Source organism: Arthrobacter sp. Y3221160 (assembly GCF_059092585.1).
Genome location: NZ_JBNHHU010000002.1, coordinates 459,560 through 478,700 on the forward strand (window position 1 = coordinate 459,560; position 19,141 = coordinate 478,700).

At 67.2% G+C, this 19,141-nt stretch carries 19 protein-coding genes; 8 read left to right on the top strand and 11 right to left on the bottom strand.

Annotation, left to right across the window (positions count from 1 at the left end; genetic code table 11):
- Positions 1-36: 36 nt before the first annotated feature.
- The gene (locus AC5RWG_RS15040) at positions 37-414 is read right to left on the bottom strand and encodes a hypothetical protein (protein WP_494014438.1); all 378 of its coding nucleotides are present in this window, start codon (positions 412-414) and stop codon (positions 37-39) included.
- 143 nt (positions 415-557) lie between these two features.
- On the opposite strand from AC5RWG_RS15040, the gene AC5RWG_RS15045 reads away from it, so the two are divergent.
- On the top strand, positions 558-1,910 hold the full coding sequence (locus AC5RWG_RS15045; RefSeq protein WP_494014439.1) for an MFS transporter: 1,353 nt from the start codon (positions 558-560) through the stop codon (positions 1,908-1,910).
- Positions 1,911-1,997: 87 nt separating this feature from the next.
- Here AC5RWG_RS15045 and AC5RWG_RS15050 read toward each other — a convergent pair whose 3' ends face one another.
- The 4 genes from AC5RWG_RS15050 to purN form a co-directional block, all read right to left on the bottom strand.
- The gene (locus AC5RWG_RS15050) at positions 1,998-2,576 is read right to left on the bottom strand and encodes a DUF6318 family protein (RefSeq protein ID WP_494026121.1); all 579 of its coding nucleotides are present in this window, start codon (positions 2,574-2,576) and stop codon (positions 1,998-2,000) included.
- A 164-nt stretch (positions 2,577-2,740) separates the two neighbouring features.
- Entirely contained in the window at positions 2,741-3,235 is a 495-nt protein-coding gene (locus tag AC5RWG_RS15055) for a hypothetical protein (protein WP_494014441.1), read from the bottom strand.
- A 412-nt stretch (positions 3,236-3,647) separates the two neighbouring features.
- On the bottom strand, positions 3,648-4,307 hold the full coding sequence (locus tag AC5RWG_RS15060; RefSeq protein ID WP_494014442.1) for a DUF6318 family protein: 660 nt from the start codon (positions 4,305-4,307) through the stop codon (positions 3,648-3,650).
- 210 nt (positions 4,308-4,517) lie between these two features.
- The gene (purN, locus tag AC5RWG_RS15065; RefSeq protein WP_494014443.1) at positions 4,518-5,075 is read right to left on the bottom strand and encodes a phosphoribosylglycinamide formyltransferase; all 558 of its coding nucleotides are present in this window, start codon (positions 5,073-5,075) and stop codon (positions 4,518-4,520) included.
- A 41-nt stretch (positions 5,076-5,116) separates the two neighbouring features.
- Here purN and AC5RWG_RS15070 point away from each other — a divergent pair, with 41 nt between their 5' ends.
- Positions 5,117-5,527 (top strand): hypothetical protein, encoded by a 411-nt coding sequence (locus AC5RWG_RS15070; protein ID WP_494001537.1) that lies wholly within the window; start codon positions 5,117-5,119, stop codon positions 5,525-5,527.
- Position 5,528: 1 nt separating this feature from the next.
- Here AC5RWG_RS15070 and AC5RWG_RS15075 read toward each other — a convergent pair whose 3' ends face one another.
- Entirely contained in the window at positions 5,529-6,830 is a 1,302-nt protein-coding gene (locus AC5RWG_RS15075; protein ID WP_494014444.1) for a cell division protein PerM, read from the bottom strand.
- A gap of 217 nt (positions 6,831-7,047) precedes the next feature.
- Here AC5RWG_RS15075 and AC5RWG_RS15080 point away from each other — a divergent pair, with 217 nt between their 5' ends.
- Positions 7,048-7,629, top strand: coding sequence for a dihydrofolate reductase family protein (locus tag AC5RWG_RS15080; protein WP_494014445.1), 582 nt, complete (start codon positions 7,048-7,050; stop codon positions 7,627-7,629).
- A gap of 354 nt (positions 7,630-7,983) precedes the next feature.
- Here the strand turns inward: AC5RWG_RS15080 and AC5RWG_RS15085 are convergent, their stop codons facing one another.
- Both AC5RWG_RS15085 and AC5RWG_RS15090 read right to left on the bottom strand, forming a co-directional pair.
- Positions 7,984-8,112 (bottom strand): hypothetical protein, encoded by a 129-nt coding sequence (locus AC5RWG_RS15085; RefSeq protein WP_493978854.1) that lies wholly within the window; start codon positions 8,110-8,112, stop codon positions 7,984-7,986.
- 109 nt (positions 8,113-8,221) lie between these two features.
- Positions 8,222-8,968 (bottom strand): sulfite exporter TauE/SafE family protein, encoded by a 747-nt coding sequence (locus AC5RWG_RS15090; RefSeq protein WP_494014572.1) that lies wholly within the window; start codon positions 8,966-8,968, stop codon positions 8,222-8,224.
- A gap of 101 nt (positions 8,969-9,069) precedes the next feature.
- Between AC5RWG_RS15090 and AC5RWG_RS15095 the strand changes: the two genes are divergently transcribed.
- The 4 genes from AC5RWG_RS15095 to AC5RWG_RS15110 all read left to right on the top strand — a co-directional run bounded on the left by AC5RWG_RS15095 (position 9,070) and on the right by AC5RWG_RS15110 (position 14,896).
- Positions 9,070-10,239 (top strand): glycosyltransferase family 4 protein, encoded by a 1,170-nt coding sequence (locus AC5RWG_RS15095; protein ID WP_494014446.1) that lies wholly within the window; start codon positions 9,070-9,072, stop codon positions 10,237-10,239.
- A 58-nt stretch (positions 10,240-10,297) separates the two neighbouring features.
- On the top strand, positions 10,298-10,714 hold the full coding sequence (locus AC5RWG_RS15100) for a hypothetical protein (RefSeq protein ID WP_494014447.1): 417 nt from the start codon (positions 10,298-10,300) through the stop codon (positions 10,712-10,714).
- Positions 10,715-10,895: 181 nt separating this feature from the next.
- Entirely contained in the window at positions 10,896-11,324 is a 429-nt protein-coding gene (locus AC5RWG_RS15105) for a hypothetical protein (protein ID WP_494014448.1), read from the top strand.
- A gap of 110 nt (positions 11,325-11,434) precedes the next feature.
- Complete coding sequence (locus AC5RWG_RS15110) at positions 11,435-14,896, top strand: DEAD/DEAH box helicase (RefSeq protein WP_494167254.1); 3,462 nt, start codon at positions 11,435-11,437, stop codon at positions 14,894-14,896.
- A 51-nt stretch (positions 14,897-14,947) separates the two neighbouring features.
- Here AC5RWG_RS15110 and AC5RWG_RS15115 read toward each other — a convergent pair whose 3' ends face one another.
- The 3 genes from AC5RWG_RS15115 to AC5RWG_RS15125 form a co-directional block, all read right to left on the bottom strand.
- Positions 14,948-15,088: a hypothetical protein gene (locus tag AC5RWG_RS15115; RefSeq protein ID WP_494001544.1), complete on the bottom strand. Its 141-nt coding sequence runs from the start codon at positions 15,086-15,088 to the stop codon at positions 14,948-14,950.
- A 219-nt stretch (positions 15,089-15,307) separates the two neighbouring features.
- On the bottom strand, positions 15,308-17,092 hold the full coding sequence (locus AC5RWG_RS15120; RefSeq protein ID WP_494026124.1) for an ABC transporter transmembrane domain-containing protein: 1,785 nt from the start codon (positions 17,090-17,092) through the stop codon (positions 15,308-15,310).
- 2 nt (positions 17,093-17,094) lie between these two features.
- The gene (locus AC5RWG_RS15125) at positions 17,095-18,297 is read right to left on the bottom strand and encodes a P-loop NTPase family protein (RefSeq protein ID WP_494026125.1); all 1,203 of its coding nucleotides are present in this window, start codon (positions 18,295-18,297) and stop codon (positions 17,095-17,097) included.
- Positions 18,298-18,564: 267 nt separating this feature from the next.
- Between AC5RWG_RS15125 and AC5RWG_RS15130 the strand changes: the two genes are divergently transcribed.
- Positions 18,565-19,122, top strand: coding sequence for a histidine phosphatase family protein (locus AC5RWG_RS15130; RefSeq protein ID WP_494026126.1), 558 nt, complete (start codon positions 18,565-18,567; stop codon positions 19,120-19,122).
- Positions 19,123-19,141 lie beyond the last annotated feature (19 nt).

Genomic DNA, 19,141 nt, shown 5'->3' on the forward strand with positions numbered 1-19,141 from the left:
GCAACTTCCGGGACCCCGGGCAGCATTGGCGCTCCGTTAGTCAGCACTCTGCGCGCTCGGGGCCGAAACCGCGGACTGCGCCGAGACCGGCGAGGGCGCGCTCTGGGCCGAGACCGGGCTGGCGGGTGACTGCGCCGAGACCGGCGACGGCGCGCTCTGGGCCGAGACCGGGCTGGTCGGGCTCTCGGCCGTAGCGGCGGAGGCCGCTGTCTTCACATCCTGCCTGTCCAGATTCACCGCAGTCGGGGACACGCTGCTGCTCACGACGGGGGCAACTGCCGGTGCTTCCGGCGCCTGGACGATGCCCGGGCCCAGATCCTGGCTTCCGAACCCGGAGTCCGCGACGGCGGCACCGGCACCGATTGCCATGATGCCGAGGGTTCCGGTCGCGATCCACAAAGTGCGCTTGTTCATGTTGATGCCTTTCATCCTGCGGTGAGGTGCTGATGAATCAACAATGCACGCCGACCGTGAGACGTTCAGGAGAACTCCATGAGAACGTTCTCATCTGCCGCCCGCGACTAAAGTATCCATAGCTACTCCCTGGAAGGCCACGAATGACGCAGACCGCTCACCTGCCCACCGGCGACCAAATCGTGCAGGAACTCCCCTGGCGCTGGCGGGTGCAGGGCAAGATCTTCCTGCTTGGCGGCCTCGGCTTCATGTTCGACGCGTGGGACGTCACGCTCAACGGCGTCCTGATCCCGCTGCTGTCTGACCACTGGGACCTCGTTCCGGCGCAGGCCGCGTGGATCGGCACCGCGAACCTCATCGGCATGGCCCTGGGCGCCTTCATCTGGGGATCGATTGCCGACATCATCGGCCGTAAGACGGCGTTCACTGCCACGTTGCTGGTCTTCTCGCTCTTCACGGTCCTCGGAGCCTTCGCCCCAGACCTCGTCTGGTTCTGCGTTTTCCGGTTCATTGCGGGCTTTGGACTTGGCGGTTGTGTCCCCGTGGACTATGCGCTGGTCGGCGAATTCACGCCGCGGCGGCTTCGCGGGCGGGTCCTTACTGCCATGGACGGCTGGTGGCCGGTCGGGGCCGCGCTCTGCGGCGTCGTCTCGGCCCTCATCATGGCCACCGTGGCCGATTGGCGATTCACTATGCTGATCATGGTGCTGCCGGCGCTGCTTGTCTTCTGGGTCCGCCGGTCGGTGCCCGAATCCCCGCTCTATCTGGTCAGCCGGGGCCGCACGGCGGAGGCCGAGCAGGTTATCAACAGCATGATCGAGCGAACCGGCGCAACAGTTCGCGACTGGCGGCTGCCTGAACCGAGCGAGGCGCCGCGCCTGTCGGCCGTCAACGTCCTGGAGCAGTTCCGCGCGGTCTGGAAATTCAACTGGAAAATTACGACGGCGGCGTGGGCTTTGTTCTTCAGCATTCTGCTGGTCTACTACCTTGCCCTGACTTGGATGCCGATCATCCTCATCGACGCCGGGTTCGCCGCAGCGCGGGCCTTCCTGACCACGGCGGGCATGGCCGCCGTGGGCTTGGTGGGCGTCATCATCGCCGCCTACTTCGTCGAGAAGACCGGGCGCAAGTGGATCCTAGCCATCACCGGGCCGTTGTCCGCACTGACGCTGGTCGTCGTCGCGCTTCTGATCGATGTCCCCGCGGCGGTGGTGGCTCTGCTGCTGGCCTACGGCATGATCGTGCAGATTGCCATCCCCGTGCTGTACACCTACGTCTCCGAGCTCTACCCTACGGAGCTGCGCGGGTCGGGCTTCGGCTGGGCATCGACGTTCTCCCGCGTCGGCGCGGGCTTCGGCCCACTCATCTTCGCCTCGGTCATGTGGCCCTACCTCGGGCTGGCCTGGTCCTTCGCCATCGCCGGAGTCCTGGTGCTGCTCGCCGTGTTGTGGATGGCGCGCTTCTCTCCCGAGACCAAGGGCGCCGAACTTCTCTAGTGCAAAGCCCCGCCCCGCCCCGCAGACGGCAGTGCGCCCTTCCGCCATCAGGCGGAAGGGCGCACGTGGCTAGGAGCCGACCGGGGTTTACTCCGGGATCTCGGCGTCCGGCGTCTCTTCGACAGACACCATCGACCACGCGCCGTCGGCGTAGTTGGCAGTCACTGTCAGAGTGGTTCCGTCCGAATCCCATTCCTTGGTCTCGACGGTCTGGCCGTCCTTGTCCAGGGTGGTACGGGCATCTTCCATGAACGGAACGACTGCGCTCAGGTTGCCTTCGTCGTCCTTGGCCTTAGCCAACGCCACGACGTTCAGCGCCTTCGGCTGGCCGCCGGCAATCCAGCCGCCGTCCGCGTAAACAGCCTCGAGGGCGTCAGCTTCTGCCATGCAGCCTGTGCAATCCGCGGCAACTTCACGCATCAGATCTGCATCACCGGTCTGGACCGCGTAATTCTTGGCGTCAAAGTAGTAGTACGTGAAGGAGGCCAGGCCTTCGGCCGAATCCTCGGCCATCCGGTCGTTCTTCTCCGGAGTCCGCACATTCTGCGCCGGCGCTTCGGTGGTAGCTGCTACCGGTTTGTTGCTGTCGGCTGGCTTGTCGGTACCGGCCTCGCTGCCACAGCCGACAAGCGCAATCGCCGCCACGGCCATCACGGCGCCGGACATCATCAACTTCTTCATGCTCTCCCCTGGAATAACGGTATGCGAGGGCCGACTGCCGCTCGTCTCGGTGGCGTCAGCACCGTCACATACCCTATCCGCGGGTCGGCCGCATATTCTGAAAAAACTGCTTCAAGTGCTGCATGTCACAACACGTAATTGGCTCCTGGCTAACAGCCCGCACCCTCGGGATTCTCCAGGCAATTATCTGCGTAGTTATTGACCACTGAACGCCAGACGCTGATTGCAACAGGTGCTGAACGGAAATCAGCAGTGTTGGGAATTGGGATCTCTTGGCCGCCATTCACAGAGTAATAACCCCTGAAAGTAGTAGTCAGGAGGATCTGAAAGTCCCCCGTCTGTTGGTAGATGTGGCTCGTCGCCGTCTGCTCGCCCCAACGCTCGAGCGGCACCGGTCCGCCTGGAGTTGTGACCGGGCCAAACCCGCTCCCGTCCCCGTAAGTCCATGCATAGCCCACGGGCTCAACCCTGATAACAACTTCTTGTCCGAGCATATTGAGTTCAAAGATCTGCTCCTGGGCCACAGCGTAGATATTTGTGTTAGCTCCTCTCAGTGTGTGCTCATTCGGTTGGAGTAAGACCTCCCCAGCTATCACCGGCCGTTGCTCAAACTGATGCTGGATTTGCCCCGCGATTTCTTCCATGATGTCCGCAGGCTCATCCGCATACACACAAACATTGCCACCGAATGCGACCCAGTCACTTGTGTCGGTTCCTCGAAGGCCTCGGTACCATTGCACAAGTTGGGGCTGGTCACCTTCTGTGCAGCGCGCGGTACGAGCCACGCATCCAGGTGAGATGTGGGCTTTGTCTTCTAAACACAGAGGCCGAAACTGGTAAGCAAATGGGTCAGTAGATGACGCGTAATTCTCGCTTGACCACACACCCATGCCTGGGTGGAAATACCACGACGACGCTTGAGCACCACCACTACCCAGCCCAACTCCATCTTTGCGATCCGCCCATACAGTGTCCCCTAAAACCATCAGGCCTATCAATGCGGCAAACAGCGCACCTATTGTCCTGGCTGCGTCTCCTCGAAAATCAGGCATCTCACTAGCTGGCCATCAGTTCAACGACTTCAGCAGTCCACGCGCCACTTGAATAGGTCGCTTCCATCATCAACAGCGAGTCATGTGATTCAGTGGAATTGTTCAAAGTTCCGTCAGGACGATAGAAATCCAACTCTTCCTGTGAAAAGTGCAGAACTATTTGATACCTCTCATCCACTGTCTCCTGAAAGGTAGTTTGAGACGTCAGCAGTTCCACTTTTCCACCGTCAATCCAATGTCCGTCTGACATCCAATCGTCAACGGTTGTCACTACTTGTTGACATATGGTGCACCGCTCACCACTAATGGTATCCAACGGTATGACGTCTCCTGATTCGTATGCGTACGAAACAACGTCGAGCCAGTGCTTACCGAAGGCGGTAAGTCCCTTTTTCGACTTCTCCGAGGCGGCTTTCGGGAGTTTTGGCACCGGCACATTTTCCGCCGGGCCTTCCTCGGTTGCAGGTTTGTAAGTCGGCGCGGGTGACGGGGTTGGAACCGGCGGCGGAGTCTGACTGGCTGGAGTAGAAGTAGCGGACGGAGCGGAGGGCTCGGCCCCGGCAGAGCCGGTGCAGCCCGATAGGGCGAGGGCAGCCGCTGCGAGGAGCGGGGCAAGGACACGGGCAGCGCGCGTTCCTGCTGAGAGTGGTAGCTGCTCGCTCACTCAGACCCCCCGGTGCTGGTCGGCTAGACGCTAGGTGCGTGCCAGTCTAGCCAGACGCCTCCGCGGATGCGGAGGTTTTCCACAGGTTTGGTCTGCAGCACGTCGAAACGTCAGCCGTCCCTTGACAACACTCTCCCTATTCTCGGTGTTGGGAAGGAGAAGCGAGCCGGAGCACCCCGACGAGACACCGACGTCGTTGTTGAGCCGAGGCTAGGCGAAGTTGGCGAGGGTTTGCACCAGAAGTTGGCGTTCCTCAACCTTGATCCGTTCGTGGAGGGATTCTTCAGTGTCGTCGTCGAGCACCGGCACCGCGGCCTGGGCGAGAATGGGTCCCGTATCGACCCCGGAATCGACCAGATGCACTGTCACGCCGGTGATCTTGACCCCGTGGGCAAGGGCATCGCGCACGCCGTGGGCGCCGGGGAACGAGGGCAACAGCGCCGGATGGGTATTGAGCAGCCGCCCCTCGAAGCGGGCAACAAATACGGCGTCGAGGATGCGCATGAACCCTGCCAGCAGCACCACGTCCGGTTGGAAGGCGGCGGTAGCTTCTTCCAACGCCCGGTTCCATTCCGGCCGGGCGGCGAAGTCTCCGGGAGCCACGCTGAACGTCTCAATGCCCGCAGCGGCGGCACGTTCCAGGCCGCGGCAGCCGGGCACGTCGCTGCCCACGGCCACGATCTCGGCGTTCAGGCGACCGTCGCCGATAGCGTCGATGACGGCCTGAAGATTGGTGCCGGAGCCGGAAACGAGGACCACAATGCGCATGGAAGCAACTTTATGCGTCCCTCTCGCCTAGGCTTAAACCCATGTTGCAGAACACGCGCCCGGCGCCGACCGAGGAACAGACCAAGTCGGCGGGGCTTTTCATCCGTGTGCTGCTGCTGCTACTGGCTTCCACGTTCCTGGCGACGGCGCTCCCGCTCCCCTGGAAGGCCGTGGCTCCCGCGCTTGCCGTGGCCAGCATTGTGGTGGCCGTGATCGGACTCGTCAAAGCGGTGCGCGCCGGCCTGCCGGGATCGCTCCGGCTTACCTATGTGCTGGGTGTCGGTGCTGGCGGCTTCTTCCTGCTGACCACGCTGGCGCAAGTGCTTTTCTGGCCGCTGACGGCCGAGTTCGAGGCCTGCAACCAGATGGCCGTTACGCAGTCAGCCCGCGAAGAATGCCTGGCCGCCTATGAAGACGAGCTGCTGAACCTGAACGATCTGCTGAGGCCGTAGGTTACTTCCGGCTGCGGGATTTGGCCGGCTCGCGTTCCAGCCAAGGGGCCACCGCGTAGCCGAGCATCGTGCCGACGGCGACTTCGCCCGCCACCCAGAGGGCGGTCGAGATCGGATCGGGTCCGATCTCCGTCAACCGTCCGATCCCCAGCGAACCGTTGGACAGCCACACCAACCCGGCGGTCACGGCCCCGGCGACAGCACCGACGAACAGGCCCAAAACCACGGTGGAGCCTGATGCGGTGAACCAGCGGGCTTGGATCTTGATGGAGAGCCACTCGTCGAAATGGTTCTCGCCCTCGCGCAGGAACCACCATCCGGCCAGCACCCCGGCAAGCACGGGCAAGGCCAGGGCCGCGAGGCCATAGGACAGCTCCCCCGTGGGCAGCGCCCCCAGCACCGGGAACGCGGGCATCGGGCCCACCGTGGTGGCCAGCGGACCGATTGAACTGCCCGAGCCGATAGCAAAGCCGGCCCCCGAGGACCATGCCAGCGTCCACACCACGAGGTTCGGGACCAGCCCAAGCTGCGCCACCGTGAGCACTGCGCCGCCGATAATGCCCGCGCCGAGCTGTTCGTAAATTTCCACGATTTCGGCCCAGTGCAGTCCGAGATCCACGGCGAGCAGCAAGGCCGAGAGGGACACCGCGGCCGTCACCGCCAGCAGCCCCGCGCGGACCGCCGCCCAGACGTAAGATCCCGCCCAGCGTGAGTGCTGGCTGGTGCGGGCGACCCAGGCCGCTGCATCCACGCCGATCAAGCGCCCCCACGATCCGGCCTCCCGGTACGCGCCGACAATCAGCCCGGCACCGGCGGGCAGCAGCGGGATGAGCGCGCCGGCCACAGTGGAAATATCCACTTCGTCGGTGCGCACCATGTAGGCGGTTGCGGCTCCCGCCGCCGCGTACGTTCCCAGCGCGCCGCCCAGCGCCTGCCACAGTTGGTCGGTGTACGAGGCCCTCGCCAAGCGCCGTCCGGCGCGCCAGGAGAGGAAGAACGGAACGAGCATGAGTCCCAGCGGCACCAGAGATAACGTGCCGCGCAGGGTTTCCGCCGAACTGGAGCCGGTCTGGATGGCCAGTTCCAGCGGGACGCCGTGGATCAGCAGCCATGCCTGGCCTCCGAGCCGCGCCAGCGAATCGAAGCTGCGGTCGTCGAAGCCGTCCGCGAACCACACACCTACCAGCGGCAGCAGCACCAGGATGGCCGAGAGCAGGGCGCACTGAAAGAACTCGAAGACACCCTGCAGCCACAGGGGCATCGGCAGTCCGGCCTGGCCTTCCGGTCGCGACGTGAGTTTCATTGCTTCTATCGTGCCAGCCCGGCTGCCCCTGTCCGTTCAGCGACTCGGTGCCGTGGCAATTGGCACACGGCGCGCTCGAGCGGACCCTGCCGACGCAGCGGGTGCCGGGCTGGGCTTTGGCAGCGGGTTCGAGTCGCTGCAGTTTCCCCGCGCTTGTTGCTGGAGCACCAGCTCACGAGACGTTAGTGTGGGGGCACCCGAAGCAGAGGAGAGCCCCGTGGGCAAGGTGGTCATGTACAGCTCGGTGTCGGTGGATGGCTTCGTCGCGGACGAGGATGACCAGCCCGGACCTCTGTTCGACTGGTTGTCCAACGGCGACGTCCCGTTGGACGAGAGTGGCGAGTTGAACGTGTCGCAGACGTCCTACGACTACACGCGGCCGTACTGGGACCAGATCGGGGTGACACTGGTCGGCCGCCACGTCTTCGACCTGACGGACGGCTGGGACGGGAAGCCTCCGAGCGGGGTCGACCACGTGGTCGTCGTGACGCACCGGCCGGAGCCCGAGGGCTGGGACCCCGAGGCGCCGTTTCACTTCGTCGACGGCGTCGAGGCAGCCATGGCCAAGGCGCAAGAGCTTGCGGGTGACCGCATCATCGAGGTCGCCGCCGGTGACGTCGGTGGCCAGATGCTTGCCGCGGGCCTGGTCGACGAGGTTCGCATGGACGTCGTACCCGTCGTGTTCGGGTCCGGCAAGCGCTACTTCGGGTCGGTCCACGCACAGCACCTGCTGGAGGATCCCGACGTAGTGATTCAGGGCAACCGGGTGCTTCACGTGCGCTATCAAGTGCGCCGCTGATGGGCCTCAACGCCTCTCACCCCGCAGCCACGCTCCCAGCGGCGCGCCGCTCTCCCCCACCGCAACTCGGAACGGCCCGCTTTGTCCGGGAAACTCATACTGCTTCGAGAGTCGGGCTCAACAATGGAATGGGCGGCCGGATGACATTGACATCAATCCGGCCGCCCCGCAGGCGGATATTTGCTCAACGAAAATTCAACGCAGGAAACCAAATTCCGCGGACTCTTTCCGTGGCTCCGCCAGTCTGCAAGAACCGTGTTTCAACGATTCTTTCGGCATCGGCATTCCGTACGCCTCTAGACCGCAGCACCGCAAGGGCTGTCGATTTGAGGGACGGTGTTGGTTACCGGTGTGTTAGCGCTTGCGCCGCTTGGGAACGGTTTCGTTCTCCAGGACCGCCTTTTCGCGCTTTTCGGCACGCTTTTCTTTGATGCTTCTGCCTTGTTTCTTGGCACTCTCGCGTGACGGCGTTTTACCTGACATTCGTGCTCCTCTTTCTCAAGCGGGATGTCTTGCTAAAGACCATACCCGCTTTGGGAAATAAAGCCAGCCCCCTATTCCTGCTCCCCGGAATACCGGAAAAGGCCCGGATTCAGGCCATCAAGTCCGCCAGCCCCTTGGCCAATGCACCCGCAGCTCCCAGAAAGGCAAGCACGACTACTGCGGTCCTGGCGTGCTCGTCCCGCAGCCGCCGTCCGAGCCGTTCGCCGGCAACGATGCCCATGATGATCGAAAGCACAATCACCGCCCACATCCACCAGTCCAACTGCGGCACGCTGCCCGGGTCCACCGCCAGCTTCGCGCCCACGGTGATGATGCACAGCTGCAGGAAGAATGGCTGCAGCGTCGCAGCGAACCGGCGCGGCGGCCAGTGGGACAGAATGGCGTACGCGCTGACGGTGGGGCCACCCACGCCGGCGAGCGCGTTGGTCAGCCCGGAGCCGAAACCCGCGAGCACCTTGGGCAACTGCCCGGAAACGGTGACATCGGCACGGCCCAACACCACCGCCACGGCCAGCCCCGCCATCACCACCCCGCCCACCACGGCGGAGAGCACTGCGGGCGCGACCTGCACCGCAAGCCAGGAACCGAAAACCGTGCCGGCGGCGGCCGGGACGGACAACCACAGCAGCAGGTTCCAGTCAATCTCCTGCCAGACCCGGGGCACGATCAGCCCGCAGGAGACGACGGCGCAAATGTTGATCATCATGATGCCCTCGTGCGGCCCGAGCAGGATCGCCAGGATCGGCGCCACCAGCAGCGCGAACCCGATGCCCGCGATGCGCTGGGCCACCGAACCGAAGAAGATTGCGCCGGTGATCAGCGCCAGGAGTCCCATGGTCACCCGACCACCCTCCCAGAGTGGAGTTAGGCCGCCGTTCACCGACACGATCACACGTGCTTGCCTGCCGGTCGCCGGCCGCGGGCAGGCTGGGCGGTGTGAGGATAGCTATCGTTGCCGAATCGTTCCTTCCGCACATGAACGGGGTCACCCAGTCGCTGTTGCAGGTCATCGCCCACCTGCGCCGCCGCGGCGACGACGTCCTGGTGATCGCACCGGCGTCGTCCTGGCTGGAGGACACCGCCCCGGCCACGGTGGAGGGCTACCCGGTCCACCGCCTGCCGTCCATCCCGCTGCGCGGTTATCCCAACGTGCGGGTGGCGGCCGGAACCGTGGCTCGCCTCCGCCGCGTGCTGGCGGACTTCGGTCCGGACGTGGTCCACGTGGCGTCGCCCTTCATCCTGGGCTGGCGTGCGGTGCAGGCCGCAAAGCAGCTCGGCCTGCCCACGGTCTCCGTCTACCAGACCGAGGTGCCCGCCTACGCGGCCCGCTACGGCGCGCCCTGGCTGCAGGAGCTGCTGTGGCAGCGGGTGGAGAACATTCACAAGGCCTCCACCCTGACCCTGGCGCCGTCGTCGTTCGCCATGGAGCAGTTGCGCGGCCGCGGCATCCGCGTCCACCTGTGGCGCCGCGGCGTGGACACCAGCCGTTTCCATCCGGATAAGCACGACGCCGGCTGGCGGGCGTCCGTGGCGCCGCGCGGCGAACGGATCATCGGCTATGTGGGCCGCCTGGCGGCGGAAAAGCAGGTGGAGGACCTGGCCGTGCTGGCCGACCTAACCGGCACGCGGCTGGTGGTGGTCGGCTCGGGTCCGCTGAAGGAGGAGCTGCAGGAGAGGCTGCCCGGCGCCCACTTCGCCGGTTTCCAGGGCGGCGAAGACCTGGCCCGGCATGTGGCTTCCTTCGACCTCTTTGTCCACCCCGGCGAATCCGAAACGTTCTGCCAAACCATCCAGGAGGCCATGGCCAGCGGCGTGCCCGTCGTCGCTGTGGGCCGCGGCGGCCCGGTGGACCTGGTCGATCCCTCGCGGACCGGCTGGATCTACGAGCCCGGGAGGCTGGACCAACTGCGCGGGTACGTCCAGGATTTGGTGGGCGACGACACCAAGCGCCGCGCGCTGGGCAGGGCCGCCTTCGACTCGGTGCAGGGCCGCACCTGGCCGGTGCTCTGCGAGCAGCTGGTGGACTATTACCGGCTGGCCATCCGGGTCAAGCGCCGCGCCCTTAACCTCGAAGCCCGCGGCGTGCTCGGCTTTCTCACCGGGTGAAAGCTTCAGCCCGGCCCGGACCGGTGGACCCCCTCCCTGCCTCGACTAGGATGTGGCCATGCCAACAGAAACCGGTTCCGTCCCGCCCGACAGTGGCTCCTCCCTGCGACAGGAGCAGCGCGTGCCGACCGGACAGGAGCAGCGCGCTTCGGCCGGGCAGTCCGTGCCGGAGCGGCTGGCCGAGCAGTTCAAGTCCCTGGGTGTCGCCCGGACCTACGGAGAACCGCTGCAGGTGGGCGGCGACACCGTGGTGCCCGTGGCCATGGTCCAGTACGGATTCGGCGGCGGCGACTCCGGGGGAGCTGCCGGCGGAGGCGGCGGCGGGATGGCCGTTCCACTCGGCGCCTACATCGGCAACGGCACCGGACCCGCCACGTTCCGGCCAAACACGGTTGCGTTGTTCACCGTGCTGATCCCCCTGGTCTGGATCACCGGGCGGGCCCTGGCCCGCGTGGTCCGGGCCGCCAAGAAGTAGGCAGCGCCGGCCAGGGACAACGGCGCGGAAGCCGGTGCAGGCCGCGAGAACCGTGCCCGGCAAGCTTCCCTCCAAGAGCCCGCTCCCGCCTTGGCGGACCCTGCGTCGGGACCCTAGCGGACACTGCGGCGGGACCGTAGGCTCGAACATGACAGCCACCTACCGGAGAAGGACAGTCCCGATGAAACTGAGCCATATTCCCCTGCGCCTTTCCACCGGCGCGTTCATCCTCAACTCCGGTCTGGGCAAGCGGAACCTGGACCGAGACAGTGCCGCGGCGATGCAGGAAATGGGCAGCCGCGCGATCCCCCAGTTAAAGGAAATGGAACCCGAGAAGTTCGGCAAGCTGCTCGCGTACGGCGAGACCGCCCTCGGCGCCGCCCTGCTGCTGCCGTTCGTGCCCAGCCGGCTGGCCGGCCTGGGGCTGGCCGCATTCTCCGGTTCGCTGCTGGCCATGTACTTCAACACCCCCCACATGACCACCGAAGGCGGCGTCCGCCCCAGCTCCGAGGGCACCCCCGTGGCCAAGGACGTCTGGCTGCTCGGCATCGCGCTGGCGCTGATCCTGGACACGAAGGACAAGAAGCCGAAGGTCCTCACCACCCTGTAACTTCCGCGGCGCAGGACGACGGCGGAGCGTCCCCTCCGGCGTCGTCCTCCCCGTCCCCAGCGCCAGCGGCAGGTGCCGGACGCCGGTTTCAGCGTGAGATGATGGAAGCCATGGCCGCTCTCACTTTTCCGCTGGTTGACGTCAGCGAAATCATCCGGCTGGTGGGCGGCGCCGCCTTTGCGCGCGGCAAGATCTACGCCTCCGACGGCTCCGTTGCAGAACCCGTATGGGACCCCTCCGTCCGGCTGCTGACCGCCAAGGTCATTGGCACCGCCGCCCTGCCGTACCGCTGCCGGATTTACCTGGAAACCGGCAAGAGCGGGCAGTGGCGCCCGGCATCGTCCTCCTGCAGTTGCCCGGTGGGCGACGACTGCAAGCACGTGGCCGCGGTGCTCTTGGCCAGCAACAGCCAGCACCTCATCTCCAGCCAGGCCTTCGCGCGCGAGCCGGAACCGGCACCGGCCGGCTGGCAGGACTCGTTGGAGGGGCTGATCGGCGGAACGCCGGACCCCGCCCGGCAGGATACCGGCAAGCCGTCAAAGGCCAAGGCGAAAAGTACGTCTCCGCTCGGACTGCAGTTCGACCTCCTGGAACCCGGACGGCGGCAGGACCGCCAGTACCGGCCCTCGGGCCTCTCCCTGCCGCAGGCCTCCGCGCCGGGCCCGAACTGGACGCGCAAGGCCGGGAACCGGCTGCGCGTCGGGGTCCGTCCCGTGCTGCAGAACGAGACCGGGCGATGGATCCGCAGCAAGCTGCGCTGGAACACCATCAGCTACAAGACCTACGGCCTGCCGCTGGACCCCGAACAGCACCGCTGGTTCAGCCAGTTTGCACCGCTGCACCGGGCCACCGGCCTCACCTACTTCGGCGAAGACAACGACTGGCTCTTCCTCGACGAGTTCAGCAGCCCGCTCTTGTGGGAACTCTTCGCCGAGGCCAAGCGGCTGGGCATCGCCCTGATCGGCGCCAAGGCCGACACCGTCGTCGAGGTCCGGGAACAGGCCGTGATCGGCCTGGACGCCCACCGCGACGGCCCGGCCGACGCTTACGCTGACGCCGCCACTCCGGAAGCCGCCGCGGAAGCCCCCGCGGCCGAAGCCGCGGCGGAAGCCCCCACCCCGGAGACCGGCGGGGAGACCGGCCCCGCGACCGGCGACCTGGTCCTCACGCCGTCGCTGCGGATCGACGGGCGGGAACTGCCCACCGGGACGGCGGGCATCGTCGGCACGCACGGCGTCTACCACTACGCCGTCGACGGACAGACCGTCATCACGCTGGCCCCGACCGGGCATCCGGTGACCGACCAGGAAGCGAACCTGCTGCTCTCCGGCACCCCCCTGAAGGTGCCGGCCGCCGACGTCGAGCAATTCATGGAGCGCTACTACCCCGTGCTCAGCCAGCGCATCGACGTCGTCAGCAGCGACGGTTCGGTGAGCTTCCCGGAGATCGTCCCCCCGGAGCTCGTGCTGACCGCCTCCTACCGAAAAGGCAACGTGCTGCAGCTCGGCTGGCACCTCGAGTATCGCCACGGGGACAAGCCGCTGCGCCTGCCGGTCGACGAGCAGCCCGACGGCAGCCACTACCGCGATCTGTCGGCCGAGCAGGACCTGCTGGAGGCGGCCGAGGCGGTGCCGGGCGTGGGCACGACGGCGGCGCGCACCCTCCGGGACATGGCCACCGTGGATTTCACCCGCTACGCGCTGCCGGCGCTCGAACAGCTCGACGGCGTGCGCGTGGATATTGTCGGCGACAAGCCCGACTACCAGGAACTCACCGAGGCACCCGAGCTGACCATCAGCACGGTGGAGACCGACGAGAGCGACTGGTTCGACCTGGGCGTCATGGTCCGCGTGGCCGGCCGCACCGTCCCGTTCGGGAACATCTTCAAGGCCCTGGCCCGCGGCCAGACGCGGCTGTTGCTGGTGGACAAGTCCTACCTGTCGCTGGAGCAGCCGGTCTTCGACCGGCTCCGCCAGCTCGTGGACGAAGCCCGCCACATGCAGGACCGGGAATCGGGCGAACAGCTGCAGATCAGCCGCTACCAGGCGTCCCTCTGGGAGGACCTTGAGGAAGTCGCCACCGAAACGGTGCAGGCGCGTACCTGGCGCGAATCGGTGCAGGGGCTGCTGGAACTGGAAACAGTCGAGCAGACCCCGCTGCCGGCCGGCCTGCACGCCGACCTCCGCCCCTACCAGGCCGAAGGCTTCAACTGGCTCGCCTTCCTCTGGCGGCACCGGTTGGGCGGCGTGCTGGCGGACGACATGGGACTGGGCAAGACGCTGCAGACCCTGGCCCTGCTGCTGCATGCCAAACAGCAGGGCGACCCGGCCAACGCCCGGCCGTTCCTGGTCGTGGCACCCACCTCGGTGGTGTCCAACTGGGTCAACGAGAGCCGGCGCTTCGCCCCCGACCTCCGGGTCGAGAGCATCACCGACACCCAGGGCCGCGGCCGGCCGCTGTCCGAGATCGCGGCGGACACCGACGTCATCGTCACGTCCTACACGCTGTTCCGGCTGGATTTCGACACCTACAAGGAGATGGACTGGGCCGGGCTGATCCTGGATGAAGCCCAGTTCGTCAAGAACCGCGCCACCAAGGTCCATCAGTGCGCCCGCGATCTGCACGCGCCCTTCAAGATGGCCATCACCGGCACGCCCATGGAGAACAACCTCATGGAGCTCTGGTCCATCTTCTCCATCGTCGCGCCCGGGCTCTTCCCGTCCGCGGTCCGGTTTGTGGACCAGTACCAGCGGCCGATCGAACGCAGCCAGGACAAGGAGCTGCTGCAGAAACTGCGCCACCGGATCAAACCGCTGATGATGCGCCGCAGCAAGGAGGCCGTGGCCGACGACCTGCCGGAGAAGCAGGAGCAGATCCTCGAGGTGGAGCTGACGCCCAAGCACCGGCGGATCTACGACACGCACCTGCAGCGCGAACGGCAGAAGGTGCTGCGGCTGGTCGAGGACATGGACAAGAACCGGTTCACGATCTTCCAGTCGCTGACCCTGTTGCGGCTCCTGAGCCTGGATCCCTCGCTGGTGGATCCGAAATACTCGTCGGTCCCCTCCAGCAAGCTGGGCGTCCTGTTCGAGCAACTCGAAGACGTCCTCGGCGAGGGGCATCGGGCGCTGATCTTCAGCCAGTTCACCAGCTACCTCAAGAAGACCGCCCAGCAGTTGGACGCGGCCGGCATCGAGTACTGCTATCTGGACGGCTCCACCCGCCGCCGCGCCGACGTCATCGACACGTTCAAGAACGGCAACGCGCCGGTGTTCCTGATCAGCCTCAAGGCCGGCGGCTTCGGCCTGAACCTCACCGAGGCCGACTACTGTTTCCTGCTGGACCCCTGGTGGAACCCGGCCACCGAGGCCCAGGCCGTGGACCGCACGCACCGGATCGGCCAGACCAAGAACGTCATGGTCTACCGGATGGTGGCCCGCGGGACGATCGAAGAGAAGGTCATGGCCCTGAAGGAACGCAAGGCCAAACTGATCGCCTCGGTGCTCGAAGACGATGCGATGTTCTCCTCCAAACTCACTGCCACCGACATCCGCGGGCTGTTCGGCGAGTAGCCAGCACCCGGCAGCACCTCAGTGCCTACTGCGTTTTGAGTGCCTCAGCGCCTACTGCGTCTTGATTTGCAGCAGCCGCCAGCCTTCGGGCACCTGCGCTTCGATCGCGGCCTTGGCTTCGGCATACGTGTCACCCTCGGCCGACAACTCCTTGGTTTCCACCGGCTGAATGATTCCCACAACTTTGACCACGGACTAAAGATATCCCCGCCCGCCCGGGCACCGCGGGATGCTGCGTGGTGCTTCCGCTCACGCCCGCCGGCCGGAGTGCGGGCCAGCCGAGTACGCGCCGCCCGCTCACGCCGGCCCGGCCCTTCCCCCCAAGCGCCGGGTCGCGCCGACCCGCCCTCCCCATGGACGGTGGGGCCGCCAGAGGCTTCGCTCACGCCAAACGTTTCCTCCCCGGGCAAGTCACCTGCCTCCAGCATGCCGGCGCCAGACCAGGTCCAGGCCCGCGTGGGCGCAGTCTATGTTCCAGTCCGTGTACCCCACGCCGAGCGCGTCCGGATGGTCGGAGGCGAACACCACCACCCCCGGGTAGTCCCGGATGAACTCCGCCAGCATGTCGATTCCCTGCCGGTCCAGATCGGCGTCGAGCCGGTTCAGGACCAGCAGCGGCGGATCGCCCAGCGAGGCCCTCGCCAGCATCAGCCGGGCCAGCTCGGAGGTGGTCAACGGTTCGCCGCCGCGCTTGAGCTGGGTCTCCTCGCCCCGCTCCAATTGCCCGATGCGGCCGGCGAGGCCGACGCGTTCCAGGGCCGCCGATCCGTCGTCCGGCGGGAGGTCGGGCCGGCGGTACCGCACGCTGCGGGCGATCGAGCCGCGCTCCACGTACATGCCCGCGGCGGCGTAGCCCACCAGTTTTCGGCGGGTGCGGCTGCCGCTTTCCAGCAGGTGCCGGCCGCCCACCATGGCCACCGCGTGCGGGTCGCTGCGGATCCCGACCAGTGTCTCCAGTGCCCTGGTCCCGGCCGCCGGATCGGCGGTACGGATTCGGATCCGCGCGCCAGCGCCGGCCGACAAGGGCGGCACCGGGCAGTTCCGGCAGGCGGCCAGGCCCTCCACCAGCACGGCCCCGCCGTCGCGGGAAACCGCCGGGACGGTTGCCTCCGCCGCTGCGCCGGACGCTGCCGTCCCAGTCGCGGCCCCCTCACTGGTTCCGGACCGGGCTGCCGGGCGCCGTGGTCGAGCATCCCGCGCCGCGGCGGCCACCGCGAGGGCCGGACCGAGAATGCGCCGCGCGGCCCGGAAGTTCTGCCGGTATTCCACCACCCGACCCAGGTCCGTGACGGGCGCGGAGATCATCCCCACAATGGTCAGCCCGGCGGCGATGCTCGCAGTGGGCACCGCCTGCCAGGTTCCGACCGCGGCCACGGCGGCGCCGGCGAGCGAGGCGGCTGCGGCCGCCGCCCCGCGGATGTAACCGGCGGCAGCGGCGCGGTGCACGGCCGCGTCCACCACCTTCCGCCCGGCCTTGTCGATCTGCCTGACCTCCCGGTCCTCGCCGCCGGCGGCACGGATGGTGCCGGCGGCAATCACCGTGTCGGCGAGCCGGGCGGCCAGCCGCCCCCGGTGGCGGCGCAAGGCGCCGGCGCGCCGGAACGCCGGCCGGGACAGCAGTGCGAGGCCGGCGGCCAGCAGCACCAGGGGAACGACGACGGCGAACGCCAGCACCGGGGACAGGAACCACAGTGCCACCGTGGTTCCCGCGATCAGCGGGATGCCGACCGCCAGCGGCGCGATGCCCAGCGCGATCCAGTTCCGGACGCTGGAGAGGTCGTTGGTACTGCGCGCGATGGTCACCCCCGGCGACGGTCCGCGGTCGGTGGCCAGGGCGGAGGCCACCAGTCCCTTGCGGATCTCGTGGATGTAGTCCTGCCCTAGCTGCTCGGCCAGGACGCGCTCGAGGGCCCGTAGGCCGCCCAGCCCCAGCGCCGCTGCAGCCAGGCCGAGGGCGGGCGGCAAGATGCCGGCAGCATCCGGCGCGTTGCCGCCGAGCAGCCGGGTCATCAGCAGAGCGCTCGCCCCGGCGGCCGCGGCCATCAGCAGGCCGGTCCCCAGCAGGGCCGCCATCAGCCAGCGGCGCCGGCCGCGCAGCAGCTGAGGCAGCCGCCCGTCGGCCGGCGGCGGATCTTCCCGCGGTGAGTCCGCCCGATTCCGTGCGGCCGGCGCGGCCTTGGCCACCCGGGCCGCCACTGTTACCTCCGCTCCGGCAGCAGCTGCAGGGCCGTCGCCGGGTCGCACAGGTCGTAGGTGTTGATCACCGGGGCATCAATGACGCCGGCTGCTTCCCGGGCGGCCAGCGGCGAGGCGGTCAGCAGGCCGGAGACGGCGGGCACGCTGACGCCGGCATCGCGCAGGACGGCCACGCCGGCGGTGGCGCCCAGGGCGTCGGCCGCGGAAAACACCACGTGGTCCACGGCGGCATGGAAGACCGGGTCGGCCAGCAGCCGGGCCGTTTCGCCCTGATAGACGCCGTCGGCAATTTCCACCACCACCACGTCGGTCTCGGAAGTGGTCAGCGCGTCGATCAGGCTGGTGAGCAGGCCGCGCACGCGCTCGTAGTCCAGCAGGTAGGTGGTCGGGAAGCCGAAGTCGGTGAAGTCGAGCACTTTCGCGGCTCCGGCATCGGCGAACAGCAGCGGGTCGTTGCCGGCGCCGGTGCCGGTGGCCTTTCCCGCGGACACGTGCAGGCCGGCCGCGGTCAGGCCCTTGACCAGGCAGCCAAGCGTGGTCGACTTGCCGGAGTTCATGGACGTGCCGAGCACCGCAATAACCGGCGGCCGTCCCGGCAGCGCGGTGCCGGCACCGATCGAGTGCGGCGCCAGGTCGGCCAGGTTGACCGCGCGCCCGTCCCGTGCCAGCAGGCCGATGGGCTGGATGCGGGTGGCCATGTCGATGCCGGCGTGCTGTTCCAGCACCCGCGCCGCCAGTCCGCCGCCGGCCACCAGCGAGCATTCCGACAGGTCGGCGGGTACAACCGCCAGGAACTGGTCCGGCGCGTACCGGTTGCCGTAGGCCACCAGGATCTCGTCGCCGACGAACATTGCCTGCCGCCGTGAGGCCGGGCTCTCCAAGCGGGTGTGCTTGCCGATCTCGACGACCCGGGCCAGCACCACGTCGCCGGCGGCCGGGGCGGCCTGGAGCAATTGGTAGCCGGTGGCGTCGAGGCAGAGACGCTCGGCCAGGAACCGAGTGGTGTACGCCTTCTTGGCCCGGCGCAGCCGCTGCGGGTCCACCGGAGCGGCCGCCGGGCCGAAAAGCTCCTCGGCCGCACCGACGGCCGATGCGGCAACGGAGAAAACCTCCGCCGCCGCGCCGGCCGCCGGTGCTGCAGGGGTTCCTAGTGCTTCGAGTCCTGTTGTTCCAGCGGTGCCTGCGGGGAGATCTGTGATGGTCATGGCCTGCTCCTTGGTTGTTGGGTCCGTCAGGAATGAGTCAACACATCCGCAATGAAACGAACATGACAGCCGCATGAGGGCTTTCTCATGAACCGTTTACCCTGCCGTCACCCGCGCTCCCCATGCCGTTCAGCCTGCCGCGCTTGGAAGTTCCCCCGCCTTCCGGAAGCCGCATCCGAGCCGGCGCGCACCGCCGCCGGGCTATGGTTGATCAGGGGACAAGTCACTGCGGGAACCGTCCCATCCACCGGGCAAAAAAGGGGAAAAGTGCTGGCACTGGTACGTCACGGGCAGACCGACTGGAACGCTGAGGGCCGGCTGCAGGGGCATACGGATGTGCCGCTCAACAGCGTGGGCAGACGGCAGGCGCTGGACGCCGGCGGCTGGCTCGCCGAGAGCGATTGGAACGTCATCGTGTCCTCGCCGTTGGGCCGCGCGATGGAGACCGCCCGCCTTATCGGCAGCCGGGTGGGGCTGGAGTTGGCGGAAACCGTGCCGGACCTCTCGGAGCGCGACTACCGCGGAATCGAAGGCACCGTGCTGCGCGGCCTGGAACGGCCGGAGATCGACGCGCTCATGCGGCAGGCCGAGCCCGAACGCGAGGTGGCCGCGCGCGGCGTAGCCGGCCTGCAGGAAGTGCTCCGCACCTACCCGGGCCGCAACATCATCGTGGTGGCCCACGGCACGATCCTGCGGCTCACGCTGAATCTCCTCCACGGCACGCCGCGGGGCTACATCGCCAACGGTGAGACCGTGCGATTGGATCCCGACCTGGTGCTCGGCTACCGGGCGGACCCGGACCAACTGGCCGCCGCGCGCTTCTGACCGGACCGGTGCTCGGGTT

Coding starts and splice junctions, on each gene's coding strand:
- AC5RWG_RS15040 (WP_494014438.1), bottom strand. CDS start 414: ATGAACAAGCGCACTTTGTGGATCGCGACCGGAACCCTCGGCATCATG.
- AC5RWG_RS15045 (WP_494014439.1), top strand. CDS start 558: ATGACGCAGACCGCTCACCTGCCCACCGGCGACCAAATCGTGCAGGAA.
- AC5RWG_RS15050 (WP_494026121.1), bottom strand. CDS start 2,576: ATGTCCGGCGCCGTGATGGCCGTGGCGGCGATTGCGCTTGTCGGCTGT.
- AC5RWG_RS15055 (WP_494014441.1), bottom strand. CDS start 3,235: ATGGAAGAAATCGCGGGGCAAATCCAGCATCAGTTTGAGCAACGGCCG.
- purN (WP_494014443.1), bottom strand. CDS start 5,075: ATGCGCATTGTGGTCCTCGTTTCCGGCTCCGGCACCAATCTTCAGGCC.
- AC5RWG_RS15070 (WP_494001537.1), top strand. CDS start 5,117: ATGTTGCAGAACACGCGCCCGGCGCCGACCGAGGAACAGACCAAGTCG.
- AC5RWG_RS15075 (WP_494014444.1), bottom strand. CDS start 6,830: ATGAAACTCACGTCGCGACCGGAAGGCCAGGCCGGACTGCCGATGCCC.
- AC5RWG_RS15085 (WP_493978854.1), bottom strand. CDS start 8,112: ATGTCAGGTAAAACGCCGTCACGCGAGAGTGCCAAGAAACAAGGCAGA.
- AC5RWG_RS15090 (WP_494014572.1), bottom strand. CDS start 8,968: ATGGGACTCCTGGCGCTGATCACCGGCGCAATCTTCTTCGGTTCGGTG.
- AC5RWG_RS15100 (WP_494014447.1), top strand. CDS start 10,298: ATGCCAACAGAAACCGGTTCCGTCCCGCCCGACAGTGGCTCCTCCCTG.
- AC5RWG_RS15105 (WP_494014448.1), top strand. CDS start 10,896: ATGAAACTGAGCCATATTCCCCTGCGCCTTTCCACCGGCGCGTTCATC.
- AC5RWG_RS15110 (WP_494167254.1), top strand. CDS start 11,435: ATGGCCGCTCTCACTTTTCCGCTGGTTGACGTCAGCGAAATCATCCGG.
- AC5RWG_RS15125 (WP_494026125.1), bottom strand. CDS start 18,297: ATGACCATCACAGATCTCCCCGCAGGCACCGCTGGAACAACAGGACTC.